General features: G+C 38.9%; 14 protein-coding genes, 1 tRNA gene, 1 pseudogene and 1 other annotated feature. Of the genes and pseudogenes, 12 read left to right on the top strand and 4 right to left on the bottom strand.

Annotated elements, in window-relative coordinates; translation table 11 throughout:
* Positions 1–49: 49 nt before the first annotated feature.
* A tRNA-Arg gene (locus ACP69X_RS13515) sits at positions 50–123 on the top strand.
* Between the two features lie 274 nt (positions 124–397).
* Here the strand turns inward: ACP69X_RS13515 and ACP69X_RS13510 are convergent.
* Together ACP69X_RS13510 and ACP69X_RS13505 are read right to left on the bottom strand one after the other, a co-directional pair.
* Positions 398–562 (bottom strand): hypothetical protein, encoded by a 165-nt coding sequence (locus ACP69X_RS13510; protein WP_305960876.1) that lies wholly within the window; start codon positions 560–562, stop codon positions 398–400.
* Between the two features lie 18 nt (positions 563–580).
* A complete protein-coding gene (locus ACP69X_RS13505) occupies positions 581–1561 on the bottom strand; it encodes an SDR family oxidoreductase (protein ID WP_047202622.1) in 981 nt (326 codons plus the stop codon).
* A 179-nt stretch (positions 1562–1740) separates the two neighbouring features.
* On the opposite strand from ACP69X_RS13505, the pseudogene ACP69X_RS13500 reads away from it, so the two are divergent.
* From ACP69X_RS13500 to ACP69X_RS13485, 4 genes and pseudogenes are all read left to right on the top strand, one after another.
* A pseudogene (locus ACP69X_RS13500) lies at positions 1741–2278 on the top strand (site-specific integrase).
* 764 nt (positions 2279–3042) lie between these two features.
* The gene (locus ACP69X_RS13495; RefSeq protein ID WP_075611730.1) at positions 3043–3504 is read left to right on the top strand and encodes a hypothetical protein; all 462 of its coding nucleotides are present in this window, start codon (positions 3043–3045) and stop codon (positions 3502–3504) included.
* A 19-nt stretch (positions 3505–3523) separates the two neighbouring features.
* Positions 3524–3925: a DUF1878 family protein gene (locus tag ACP69X_RS13490; RefSeq protein ID WP_073978769.1), complete on the top strand. Its 402-nt coding sequence runs from the start codon at positions 3524–3526 to the stop codon at positions 3923–3925.
* 133 nt (positions 3926–4058) lie between these two features.
* Positions 4059–4823 (top strand): DUF4241 domain-containing protein, encoded by a 765-nt coding sequence (locus ACP69X_RS13485; protein ID WP_426052764.1) that lies wholly within the window; start codon positions 4059–4061, stop codon positions 4821–4823.
* 11 nt (positions 4824–4834) lie between these two features.
* On the opposite strand, the gene ACP69X_RS13480 is transcribed toward ACP69X_RS13485, so the two are convergent.
* The gene (locus ACP69X_RS13480; RefSeq protein ID WP_269103209.1) at positions 4835–5230 is read right to left on the bottom strand and encodes a VOC family protein; all 396 of its coding nucleotides are present in this window, start codon (positions 5228–5230) and stop codon (positions 4835–4837) included.
* Between the two features lie 333 nt (positions 5231–5563).
* Here ACP69X_RS13480 and ACP69X_RS13475 point away from each other — a divergent pair, with 333 nt between their 5' ends.
* From ACP69X_RS13475 to ACP69X_RS13450, 6 genes are all read left to right on the top strand, one after another.
* Positions 5564–5713: a teichoic acid D-Ala incorporation-associated protein DltX gene (locus ACP69X_RS13475; protein WP_024427820.1), complete on the top strand. Its 150-nt coding sequence runs from the start codon at positions 5564–5566 to the stop codon at positions 5711–5713.
* A 14-nt stretch (positions 5714–5727) separates the two neighbouring features.
* A complete protein-coding gene (gene dltA / locus ACP69X_RS13470; protein ID WP_426052742.1) occupies positions 5728–7233 on the top strand; it encodes a D-alanine--poly(phosphoribitol) ligase subunit DltA in 1506 nt (501 codons plus the stop codon).
* On the top strand, positions 7230–8414 hold the full coding sequence (dltB, locus tag ACP69X_RS13465; protein ID WP_073980032.1) for a D-alanyl-lipoteichoic acid biosynthesis protein DltB: 1185 nt from the start codon (positions 7230–7232) through the stop codon (positions 8412–8414). Before dltA ends, dltB begins: the two co-directional genes overlap by 4 nt.
* Before the next feature lie 21 nt (positions 8415–8435).
* Positions 8436–8672: a D-alanine--poly(phosphoribitol) ligase subunit 2 gene (gene dltC / locus ACP69X_RS13460; RefSeq protein WP_024423191.1), complete on the top strand. Its 237-nt coding sequence runs from the start codon at positions 8436–8438 to the stop codon at positions 8670–8672.
* Positions 8672–9838, top strand: coding sequence for a D-alanyl-lipoteichoic acid biosynthesis protein DltD (dltD, locus tag ACP69X_RS13455; protein ID WP_039180447.1), 1167 nt, complete (start codon positions 8672–8674; stop codon positions 9836–9838). Before dltC ends, dltD begins: the two co-directional genes overlap by 1 nt.
* A gap of 95 nt (positions 9839–9933) precedes the next feature.
* The gene (locus ACP69X_RS13450) at positions 9934–10353 is read left to right on the top strand and encodes a YkvA family protein (protein ID WP_269103211.1); all 420 of its coding nucleotides are present in this window, start codon (positions 9934–9936) and stop codon (positions 10351–10353) included.
* Positions 10354–10387: 34 nt separating this feature from the next.
* Here the strand turns inward: ACP69X_RS13450 and ACP69X_RS13445 are convergent, their stop codons facing one another.
* Positions 10388–11431, bottom strand: a complete 1044-nt coding sequence (locus tag ACP69X_RS13445; RefSeq protein WP_041086492.1) for a lactonase family protein — start codon at positions 11429–11431, stop codon at positions 10388–10390.
* Between the two features lie 433 nt (positions 11432–11864).
* Here ACP69X_RS13445 and ilvE point away from each other — a divergent pair, with 433 nt between their 5' ends.
* Positions 11865–12779, top strand: a complete 915-nt coding sequence (gene ilvE, locus ACP69X_RS13440; protein ID WP_024427825.1) for a branched-chain-amino-acid transaminase — start codon at positions 11865–11867, stop codon at positions 12777–12779.
* Between the two features lie 8 nt (positions 12780–12787).
* Positions 12788–13035: a binding site (T-box leader), on the top strand.
* The last annotated feature ends 77 nt before the right edge of the window (positions 13036–13112 follow it).

The raw sequence follows: 13112 nt of genomic DNA, 5'->3' as shown, positions 1-13112 counted from the left end.
TAAATCTTGTCGCTGAGGTAATACACCACAGCAGACTACATAACAACATGTCCCAGTAGCTCAGCAGGATAGAGCAACGGCCTTCTAAGCCGTCGGTCGGGAGTTCGAATCTCTCCTGGGACGTACTAAGTTAAAAGCCTGAAACCCTTTATTAGCAAGGATTTCAGGCTTTTTTGTTCTTTGGAACTTAAGTTCGTAACTCGCTTCAAAATAGAGTTTTGGGAGCGGGGTGGGAGTGGATTTATTTTTAAGGATTTCCGTTCCCTGTTTTGTATCAAAGAAGCTATCAAAATGGGTGGCTGATTTTTGATCAGCTTCTTCGATGACATGGGCGTAAATTGACATAGTTATATCCATTTTTGTATGTCCTAACCGTTCCTGAATAACTGCGATTTATTTAAATGATTGGATAATTCAGTTCATAATTTGGGTAGCAATAATAAGGCGGCCTACGTCCAATTTCAGACATTGGCCATGAATGCTCCATATAAACCATGGTGACTTTTTCCATTGAATGGTTCACAAGTAATAACTCTACTTCTGGATTAAATTCATATCTCAATCCAATGACCTCCTTATATTAGGAATGTGTGGATTCCCCACCGTCAACATGCAGCACTTGACCTGTAACAAAACGTGAATCATCAGAAGCTAGATAAACAAATGTTGGTGCGAGTTCAAATGGATGGGCAACTCGTTCCATTGGGTTAAACGCTCCATATACAGCCACTTGGTCTGACGAGAAGCTTGCTGCAATGAGTGGCGTCCAGATTCGACCTGGAGCAACGGCGTTTACACGAATTCCTTGTTTTACAACATTTTTAGCCAAAGCACGTGTCCAACCAACAATTGCACCTTTTGTAGCTGTATAATCAATCATTTGTTGCTCACCTACATACGTTACGACTGAAGAAGTACCGATAATAGAACTGCCTGGTTTTAAGTAAGGTAGCGCTGCTCTGGTTGTGTAAAAATGTGAGTATATGTTGACTTTAAAGGTGTCATCGAATTGTTCGTCTGTAATGTCAAGAAGGCTAGGTTGTTGAAATTGGATACCAACGTGGTTACATAGAACATCTAGACGCCCGAAGGTTTTTACTGTTTTCTCTACAATGGTGATACATTGCCTTTTATCTCGCAAGTCTCCTGGCATCAATAAACAACGTTGCCCGAGTTCTTCGATTCTTGCTTTTGTTCTATTAGCATCCTCGTGTTCATCTAAGTATGCAATCGCAACGTCAGCACTTTCCTTTGCGAAGGCAATGGCTACTGCTGCACCAATACCACTATCCCCTCCTGTAATAAGAGCAACTTTTCCCGCTAACTTACCACTCCCTTTGTAATTTGTATTTTCAATAATTGGAAGTGGTACCATTAAACCTTCTACACCAGGATGACGAAGTTGACGTTGTTCAGGTAAATTAATTGGGATTTCTTCATACCGTGTGATTTTTCCGTAATTAGGGTACATGGGATAAGGTTGAGTTTTCATTTTCTCTAAAAACATCTGTTGCATTTGTTTTATTTGTTGTAAATTACGCTCATCAGATTCTTGTGTCATTTAATTCCCTCCAAATGTACTTATTCCCTTTTAATATCTATGTTGTTTACTGCTAATCCAAGTATTAATAATGAATAAACTTGTGAAGGAGTTATTTGAAGGGTTTTAGTAAGCTTTTATGAGTAGGTTGGAATTTCTAGATATTTGAACGCGTTCGAAAACAAGTAATATAACGTATTATGTCAACTATCACACTCTTTTCCTTAATCCTAGATCACTACATTAAAAAATATCTTAAAGAGCGGAACAAACGAAATCTGCTGCTTTTTGTGGCCGGGATCAATCTAGGCTTGAGATATCTGATCTTCTTCAATTACGTGTCAAAGACGTTAAGAAACAATATGTGTCTTTAAGGGAGAAGAAGACAGGCAAAGAAAAAAAATCAAGATAAACAAGACACTTAGGAAAGCACTAGATCAATATATTAAAGATCATGATGATCAAGAGTATGTATTTAGAAGCAGAGAGGGGCTAAACAAGCCTATCAGCCGCAGTAGTGCATACAACATTTTGAGAGAGGCAGCGGAGTATGTCGGGCTTGATAGCATAGGTACACATACATTAAGGAAAACATTTGGATACTGGCATTATAAGAAGTTCAAGGATGTGGCCTTGCTGCAAGAAATATTCAACCACTCAAGCCCAGATATTACATTGAGATATATCGGGATCACACAAGACACAATGGATAAAACAATGGACGACTTTGGCCTATAGGCTCATCTGTTCAAATAGCAGGTGGGTCTGTTTTGCGCTCTTTTTCATCAACTAACCAAAATGAGAAAATGTCCAACTCATTTTAAGGAAATGGCTGAAAAGCAAGAGCGGCAAAGGATTCAGCGATTCCCTGAGTTAGACACAATAATAGATATGGTGAATTGGTGGATAATGTGGATAAAGTGATATATTGGAAGTAGGTTAAAAGAAGAATTAAGAAGAGAAAGGAGGTCAAACATGGACGACAAAATATTTAATCATAGCAACCTAAAAGAAATGAAAAATTTTGTAATAAGAATGGTTCATCAAAGCATGTGTAATAGTTATTGAAACAAAGAGCAGATAAAATAAATCCATGAAAGTTAACGTATCAAAAATATAAGTAATAACAGACATATATCACAGCTACATCTAAAATATACTGATGTGTAACAAAAAAGTCCTTCCATTATGGAAGGACTTTTTGTTGATTTAACATGATCGATTTTAGCACCTTTCTTGTATGTTACAAGGTAAACGAAATGAAACCTGTTGTTGATCACACATAAAACCTTATGAGAGAGATAAAAAGTAGTATGAATAATAGATTATTCAATTTAACAAAAAGAGACATAAAGATTATTTTTTGTTAAATAAATAAGGATTTAAATACCAATTTTATTCAAAAATAAGAAAAAGCGTATAAAAAAATTCCTGTATTTGTTAATGTTCTTTATAGGCCAATAAACTCTTGCGGATGCATCTGCTTTTAAGGAGAATTTTAAATGAAAAAACAAATTATTGCAGGAACACTAGCATTGACTACTTTATTTTCAATTGTAGCCCCAGTTTCTACGTATGCAGCAGAGAACAAAAAAGAAAAAAATCTGGTTAAAGTTGAATTGCAGAGTACCGTTCTACAAAACGCTACAGTTCAAAACGAATTAACGAATAAAATTAATAATACTGTAGTAAATGACCCTACACTAAGTACAAAAGGTTTGAAAAAAGACGCTTTAGTCTATGCATTAAGGAATGGCGGCAAACTTCTAGGAGACCTTCTGGAAATTTTGAGTAAGAAAAATGCAGATTACGTTAAAAAGTACTCCAAACAAATTGCCGATTTTCTTGACAGTGTTACAAACAGTATTGAAGCAAGATTAATTGATTTCCTGATCTTTGAATTGGGGATACCAGCATCTTCTGCAAGAACAATTGCATGGGCAATTATGTTCATTATTGCATAATTAACAAAGGAGTGACACGATGAATTTAGAAAGAGAGATAGAACTCCTCAAGTATCAAAATTATTTACTTAAGACAATCATTGACGGAGATGACCATCCATTTTTCATGTTTGCTTTGGATCATAATTTAAGGAAAGAGCAAGTAGATGCTGTCGTTGAAATTTTGGGAATCTTCTCTAATCGTTTAAATGGAGAAGAAGAGTCTCTAGAAATCAAGAAAGCATCCACAAATGAAAAATTGAAAGCGGTTGGGATTTCTGTTGAAGAAGTGTTGAAAAATGAAGTGCCAACAAGACAAGAATTTGATCATTATAAGGAGAAAATATTTTCTTCTGATATCGAAACCAAATACTTATTAATGAGCCTTCAAAGACAGCATATTCAGCCAACTGTATGTGAGTTCTTATTGAAAAATAATTAACTGCCAGCCCCTTCGCTTGATGAAGGGGCTTTTTTACTGAAATTCTCTCCAGAATTTCAGGATTTTGTTTCATGGAACTTTTTAAGCTTCACAAACTGCCGTTTATAAAAACGGTAGCTCTCTTAAAAGGGGAATCATATCTCTTTTTTTAAATATTCTTCTTCCTCAATTAAAAAAACTAAATATAGTAGAAGGAAATCAGAAAAACAATGAAAGGAATGATCTCTTTTACAATATCAAATCAAAACACCTATTATATGAAAATGGAGAAACAACAAGCAGCCCTGAAGGTGATCAATTATTTGCTAAACAGGTAGGCCATATCGTTGCCTGTGATCCTTTTGTTTTAGAAGGTGATCAATCTTTTACGAGGAAAGTTACTCTAGGAAAATGTCCTATTCTACTTGTAGTAAAGCGATTAGAAAGTGGTGACGAACGCGCCGCCTATGCAATGATCAAGTTTACAAACGAGCAAGCAATAGAATGGGAGCTTGCGACAAGAGCAGGACAGGATATCAAACATTTGAAAGAAGATGAGTTCTTCGGCTACGGTGTGAATACGGGTATGGGCTGCTTTATGGATGCGGAATCAGCTATATATCTTCAAGCTTATGAGGATAAGCGATATAAAGAGGACAATGATTTTTATCTTTACGAGGAATTTGCAGAAGCGCTTGAGCAAAACTACAAGCACACATGGGGCTGGCTTGTCACCCATTTTCATGACAAAGTTGACATTGCTATCTTTACAACAGGCTTCGGTGACGGGATATACCCAAGCTTTTGGGGACTAGATCAAAAAAGAAAACCTGCTTGCCTTGTGACGGATTTCTTATCATGGAATGACGAGAAACCCATGAAATCATGGTTTCTTTTTATAGTTCTTTTATTTCACTAGTCAAACTAAAATCAAGGTGCCACCAATTCGACTTTCATTCTATCAGGATCTTCAAAATAAACAGCGTAATGTTTATCGCCGCCTGCGAAGGGGTGTGTATCGGTATAAAGAATTTTAACACCCATGCTTTTAAACTTTTCAGTCATATCATCTACTTGCTGCCGGGAACTGGCATGAAAAGCCAGGTGGTTTAGACCTGTCCTGCGTCTATGATAGGGTATGTCCATAAATCGTTCCTCCGTTTGTACGAAAACGATATAAGTTTCTCCCAATTTCCAACTTCGACCGCTTTCCCAGGTTTGATACGGCTCGTAGCCTAACTCCTCTAAAAACCACCCCCAAAAAATAATCGAATTCTTTAAATTCGAAACATTTAGTTCAATATGATGAATAAGTCCTTTTGACAATAGATGAGCCCTCCATTTAGAAGATTAATTATTATATGATTTAATGTAACTTAATTCAGATGAATAAGGAACTCTATTTAATGGTTTATCAGTTAATGAATAAACCTAAAGAAGAATATGCTGCTTCTCGACAGCTTTCAGCAATTTTAAGGCAAATTTAAGCTCGGATTTTATTTCAAATGTATTAAATCTTTGTTACAATAAGACAGCTTTGCTCAAAAGAGACGTTCCAAGGTTCGACATTTTTTTAGCATTTCTTAAAAATTTTATGGTTTGATATGAAACTCTTTTGATGATCCATGCGTCTCTATAAGTGTCAAAAGAAAAGAGGTTATCAATATGCTATTCAAAAAGCTATCAGAAAATAAGTCTGTAAAATGGATAGGATATACAAGCTTTTACTTACTTATTTTGCTATTATTGTTCTTTATTTACGGATTCCACACAGCAAATACGGGATCATTCATTTACAACGATTTTTAATTGGAGATTAAACTATGAAACTATTACACACGATTCATGAATACCAGCAAACGAAACCAACACAGCCAGCATTTGTTTCTCAACAGTCGTCGATCACATATGATGAGCTTTGGCATTTATCAGACCAAATGGCTGGTGCGATTGATGCGGTCGCAGCTGGCAGTGAACCTGTCATTGTCTACGGTCATATGGAGCCAGAGATGCTGATTTCTTTCTTAGGCAGTGTGAAATCAGGCAGACCTTATATTCCGGTCGACATCTCAATACCTGTCGAGCGCATCGTCTCAATCATTGAAAGCTCAAAAGCCAGTTTATTGATTTGTGCAAATGAGCAGAATGTATTAGATGTAGAAGAACACATTGAAGTGAAAAGTGCGGCATCACTTTTAGCAATTGAAAAAGAAGCACCGCCAGCCACGCAGTGGGTTCAACAAGATGATGTTTTCTACATTATTTATACGTCTGGCAGTACCGGAAAACCGAAAGGCGTTCAGGTAACCGCCAATAATTTAGAAAGCTTTACAGAGTGGATGTGCCGCGATTTCCCAATTGGTGAGGGACGCACATTCTTAAATCAAGCACCATTTTCTTTTGACTTATCAGTGATGGATATCTATCCAGCGCTTCAATCAGGCGGCACGCTTTACTGTTTAGTAAAAGATCTCGTCAACAAGCCAAAGGATATGTTTGCAGCACTTGGTCAATCTGACGTTGAAGTGTGGACATCAACACCATCCTTTGTGCAAATGTGCTTAATGGACCCTTCCTTTACAGGGGAGCTTTTACCAGAGCTGAAAGTTTTCTTGTTCTGCGGTGAGGCGCTTCCTGTAGCTGTAGCAAGTGCACTTCTGGAGCGTTTTCCAAAGGCGCAGGTCTTTAATACGTATGGTCCAACTGAAGCAACTGTTGCGATCACATCGATTGAAGTCACGCAGGCGATTCTTGATCTCCACGATTCTTTACCAGTCGGCTATGCCAAACCTGATACAGATATCGTCATTTTAGATGAAGAAGGCAAGACACTTCCTGATGGTGAAAAAGGTGAAATTGTCATCGTGGGGCCAAGTGTCACGAGAGGCTACTTAGGTGAACAAGCCTTAACAGATAAAGTGTTCTTTGAATACGAAGGACGCCCTGCTTACCGCACAGGTGACGCAGGTGTAGCGCAGGATGGATTAATTACGTGCCACGGTCGTCTCGACTATCAAATTAAGCTTCATGGATACCGGATGGAGCTTGAAGAAATTGAATATCATGTGAGCGAGACAACCTATGTCAATGCTTGTGTGATTGTGCCATTCCAGCCAAACGGTCATGTCGAGTACTTGATTGCAGCGATTGTTCCAGCAGCTCATTCATTTGAAAAAGAGTATCAGCTGACAAGCGCGATTAAGAAAGAAATGGCGGATTCACTGCCAGCGTACATGATTCCAAGAAAGTTTGTCTATCTTGAGCAGCTGTACATGACGCCAAACGGGAAGGTTGACCGTAAGAGAATCGCGAAAGAGGTTCTTCTATGATTCCGTTTAGTTCATTCTTTTTCTTCATTCTAATTGGTATTCTTCTTTTGCCGACGATCATTCTTGGTCTTCGCGGCAAAAGAATGCAGGGCTACAATATGTTTGCAACAGTTGTGGCACTCGCGCTTATTTTCTCAAAGGATGCACATGGCGCACTGCTGCTCTTCTTGTTCACGGTGTGGCAAGTCTTAATCATCCGCCTGTACCTTGCATACCGGTTAAAGGCGAATCAGGCATCCGTTTTCTATGCAGCAGTGGTGGCATCTATTTTGCCGCTTGTGCTGTCTAAGATTTTACCATTCTTTTTAACTCATCAGCCGCACCAGCCGGCGCCAATGAACTGGCTGAGCTTTTTGGGGATCTCGTACTTAACATTTAAAGGTGTTCAGTTAATTATTGAGACAAGAGACGGCTTAATTAAGAAGAAAATTCCGATTCACCGTTTGGTCTATTTCATTGTCTTTTTCCCTACGATTTCATCAGGTCCGATTGACCGTTACCGCCGATTTGAAAAGGATATGGATACGCCGCCTGAAAAGGAAGCATACAGTGATCTTCTGTATGCCGGTATTCATAAAATTTTCATTGGCTTCTTATATAAGTTCATTATTGGATATTTGATACACACGTATATTCTGATGAATATCCATCATATTAGCAGCAGTCACTTTGTTCAGCAGTTAACGTATATGTATGCTTACAGCATGTATTTGTTCTTTGACTTTGCTGGATATACAGCATTTGCTGTAGGTGTGAGTTATATTATGGGCATTAAGTCGCCAGAGAACTTTAATAAACCGTTTATCAGCCGAAATATTAAAGACTTCTGGAATCGCTGGCACATGTCCCTGTCCTTCTGGTTCAGAGACTACGTGTTTATGAGATTTGTGTTCTTTATGACCAAAAAGAAGTGGATTAAGAACCGTATGGCTGTATCAAATATCGGGTACTTTGTCCTCTTTCTATTGATGGGTGCTTGGCATGGTCTTGCCCTTCAATATATTATTTACGGACTATATCATGCAGTTGTTATGTCCGGTTACAATTTATTTGAGAAATGGAATAAAAAGCACAAGTGGTGGCCGGATAATAAGGTCACAATGGTTGTGTCGATCATTATTACATTCCATGTGATTTGTTTCGGATTTTATATTTTTTCAGGAAAACCATTTCATCATTAATGATTAAGGGAGTAGAAAATTATGGAATTTAAAAATCAAGTATACGGTATTATTGCAGAGGTTTGTCAGGACGACGTTGTGAAAGAAAATCCAGAGATTGCGATTTTTGAAGAAGGTCTTCTTGATTCATTTGGTACAGTAGAACTGCTTATGGCAATTGAAAGTCAACTCGGAATCACTGTTCCGATTACAGAATTCGATCGTGATGTGTGGGATACGCCGAATCATATTGCTGAGCAGCTGGCAGAGATGAAGTAATGAAAAAGCGTTTTTTTGGGCCGCTTATTTTAGCGGCTGTTCTATTCATTGGTGTTCTTCTTGTACCAAATGCATGGCTCTCACACCTGATCCCAAAAGACAAATTACAAAAGTCAGCCACAGAATTAGATCCAGGGATGTTTCAAGGGCTTTATTTACAAGATGAAATGCTAAAAGATCCAACTTATTTGCCGATCTATGGATCTTCTGAACTATCACGTTTTGATCCATATCACCCTTCGAATTTCTTTCATGAGAATCCTCAAGGGTTTACACCTTATCTTATTGGAAAAGGTGGATCGCAATCATTAATTCATGCGATGAACTTTGCAGCGCATATGGATGAATTAAAAGGGAAGAAGCTTGTATTTATCGTGTCCCCGCAGTGGTTTGTGAAATGGGGATCTGACGAGAATCACTTTGCCCCTAACTATTCAGCGCTTCAAGCGCTGAATCTCGCCTATAATAAAGAAATTGATCCAACTGTGAAAAAAGAGCTCATCAAAAGAATCATGAAGTTTAAAGCAGTCAAAAACGACATGGTGATCACAGAGCTTTTTAAAGCAGAGCTATCTGGAAACAAGTTCGCTTATGGCGCTATTTCTCCAATTGCGAAAATGTATTATGGTATGCTTCAAAAGAAAGACATGTACTATACGATTGGATCGGGGCATGAGCGCAAGCTTCAACCGTCTCCTTCAGTCAAAGGAAAAACATGGGCTGAGCTTGAAAAAGAAGCGAGCATTTTTGGTGCGGAAAGAGCAGGGGACAACCCGTTTTATATTAATCAAAAACTGTTTGACCGTAAACTGAAACCGATCATGAAGAAGATGAAGGATTCCCGTGAAGGTCATTCTTATGCCGAATCACCAGAATATAAAGATTTTCAAATCATGCTGGATATTTTAAAACAGGCAGGGGCAAAGCCTTTGTTTGTAACGATTCCTGTCAACGGAAAGTGGTATGATTACACTGGTTTTCCTAAAGAAGGCCGTACAGGTTATTATGAAAAAATCAATCGTCAAATTCGAGATAATGGGTATGAAGTCGCAGATTTGACTAAGCATGAGTACGATCCATACTTCTTTAAAGATACGATTCATGTGTCTTATAAAGGATGGGTTTACATCGATAAGGCAATTGAAAAGTTTTACAAAGAGCAGTAGAATGCAGCAGCTTTCTGCTGCTTTTTGTTTGTCGAATCAGCGGATATCTTGTATAACTGAGGGAAAAGGGCTATGCTGTAGATGGAGGCGATATGATGAATCGTTCTGAGAAAAAAGAACTATTAAAGCGTTCGAAGAAGCATTTTAATGATCATGCCTTTTGGGAAAAGCTAAAAAAAACGGCACAAAAAGCTGGTGTCTCTCTTGTCTATGCTGTGCTATTACTTTACTATACATTGCAAAAACCCGAAGTGCCGGTTAAAGCAAAGACCTTGATTATTGGAGCACTCGGCTATTTTATCCTTCCGCTTGATCTCATTCCGGATACATTAATTGGTGTCGGCTATACAGATGATTTAGGAGCCATTACATTTGCTTTGCTGCAAGTAGCAATGTACATTGATAATGATGTGAAAGGGAAAGCAAAAGACAGGCTGTCAAAATGGTTCGGCGAAAAAACCGATACGTCTTTAATTGATCAAAAGCTTGAGGATGGTGGTATGCCGTCTGCATAAAGAAAAAGCCTCCGTTATAGGAGGCTTTTTTCTTTTATCCTAAAAATTTCACGCAAACTGGATGAGGGACAGTGATGTCTGATTGTAAGACAGTGAGTCGTCCCGTTTCTTTATCGCGTTTGTATAACACAAGGTTGCTAGATTCTTGGTTTGAACCGACGAGGAATTCTTCTGTTGGATCAAGCACAAAATCTCTAGGCCAGTTTCCTTCAGAAGAAGCAATCTCGACTAGGCTTAATTGGCCGTTAGCGTCTGCTTTAAAAATCGCAATGCTGTCATGACCGCGATTTCCTGCATAAACAAATTGTCCGTCTGAAGAGACATGAATGGCACTGCCTTGATTGTTCTCTGTAAAATCGCTTGGAATGGTCGCGATTGTTTGGATTTCTTCAAAATGACCATCTTCAAAGTAACGAAGCACAATGACCTCTGAGCTTAGCTCTGTCATGACATATGCCACAGGTTTCGTTGGGTGGAATGTGATATGACGAGGTCCGCTGCCTGGCTTTGTTTCAAATGTATGAGCAAGCTCAAGTTTGCCGTCTTCTTTCTTATACGTATAAATTCCATCTGTTCCAAGGTCAACAGCCACAGCAAATTGTTCATCTGGCGTGAGACCCATAAAGTGAGTGTGCGGTTTTTCCTGACGATCTTCGTTAGGGCCAGTTCCTTCATGCTGCGCCTGTGAGAGCGTGCGGATCACTGAGCCATTTTCAGCATCGATCTCATACATCTCTGCTGTCCCTTTATGATAGTTTGCTGTATACGCCGTTTTCGTTTGACTGTCCACGCTGACGTGACAAGGAGAAGCTCCATCGGCAAGCTCTTGGTTGATGAAGAGAAGTCTGCCTGTTGTTGAATCAATTTGATACGCAGCAAGGCCGCCCTGTGATCCTTTTTTCACAACAGCATAAACAAACTTTTGATCCTCTGACACGGTTAAATATGTAGGATTTTCAAGCTCAGCAGCGACTTCTACTTGCTCAATCTGCTGCTTGTCCGTATTTAAAGTAAACGTATAAACGCCTTTACTGTCTCCCTTTGTATAAGTACCGATATAACCTCTGATGTTAGCCATGTATTGCCCTCCTTCTATTAGATGCTCTCATTCTATCATAAATTCATAGGAAAACGCTTTAGAAAGGCATGCCAAAAGAAAAAACGAAGTCAATGAAATCTCACAATATTCATCAAAAATCATGTGAAAAAATATCACAAAAGTTTTCTCAAAAGAAAACCGTTCATGTAAAGTAAATAAATTGAAGAAAAAATACAAAAAATTTTAAGTTTTTGCATTCCTTGTCTAGCAAAGGTGTAAGCGTATACATTTAATTTTGATTAGTCTAAATTGTCTAATAATTTTAAAAATGCTGTTGACACTGTATGGAAAGCGGCGTAAGATGAGTTCAACAAAAGCTAAACAAACACGCAGTGCAAGCGATTGACACTTCAACATAAAGTGTCTGAAAATTCAACTACTTTTTGTTTGAAAGAGAGGGTGCTCACTGAAAATGGAAGACCAAAAGGAACAGTGGATCTTTTTAAACGATGAACTCGTGAAAAAAGAGGATGCGAAAATTTCAGTTTACGATCATGGCTTTTTATATGGCGACGGTGTTTTCGAAGGGATTCGCGTGTATAACGGAAATATCTTTCGAATGAAAGAACATTTAGACCGCCTGTATGATTCCGCCAGATCCATTATGCTGAACATTCCATATTCACTTGAGGAACTCACGGAAAAAATGATTCATACAGTTGAAAGGAACGGCCTAAAGGATGCCTATATCCGCCTTGTCGTCTCAAGAGGAGCAGGTGATCTTGGATTAGACCCTAACAACTGCGGGAGAGCCAACACAGTGATCATTGTAGAGCCGCTGGCCATTTTTCCAAAGCACCTATATGAAACGGGTATTGATATTGTGACGGTTCCAACAAGACGAAATCGTCCAGATGTCCTTAGCCCAAAAGTGAAATCATTAAACTATTTGAATAACATTCTTGTCCGAATCGAAGCCCATATGGCCGGTGTAAGTGAAGCGCTGATGCTGAACGATCAAGGGTACGTGGCGGAAGGTTCTGCAGACAACGTGTTTATTTATAAAAAAGGCAAGCTTTATACACCGCCAGGTTATATCGGCGCACTCGAAGGCATCACAAGAAATGCCATCATGGAAATTGCAGAAGACTTAGGCTACGAAGTGAAAGAAGAACCTTTCACAAGACATGATGTGTATACAGCAGAAGAAGTATTTCTAACAGGAACCGCAGCCGAAGTCATCGCCGTTGTAAAAGTTGATGGCCGTACAATCGGTGAAGGGAAACCTGGGTTCCACACAAACAAACTTCTTGAACAATTCCGCAAGCGAGTAGTTGAAGAAGGAGAAAAAGTCGTTTTTGCAGATGAAAACATTCATGCAAGTTAAATAGATATCGATAAACGTTGAAGAGGACTAGTAGCTTTAGAGTCAGTATCTACAGAGAGCCGGTGCTAGCTGGAAACCGGTGTTACTTTCTAAAGTGAACTCACCTCTGAGTGTCTGCTTGAAATGATAGTAGGGCAGGCCGAGTGACATTGCTCACTCGTTACCAAAATGGACGAAAGATGTCCATGAGACGGCAGCAAGGGTTTGCCGTGAACAAGGGTGGTACCGCGAAAAACAAAGCTTTTTCGCCCCTTTGACCTAGTGAAAAGTAGTGTCATTGTGGGGTGAGAAGGCTTTTTTATATGGTCTCATATCTCTATCTTGAATGGAAAA

This window comes from Bacillus sp. DC4300-2b2 (assembly GCF_049895685.1).
Taxonomy (GTDB): domain Bacteria; phylum Bacillota; class Bacilli; order Bacillales; family Bacillaceae; genus Bacillus; species Bacillus safensis.
This window is presented reverse-complemented; position numbering and strand designations above follow the sequence as displayed.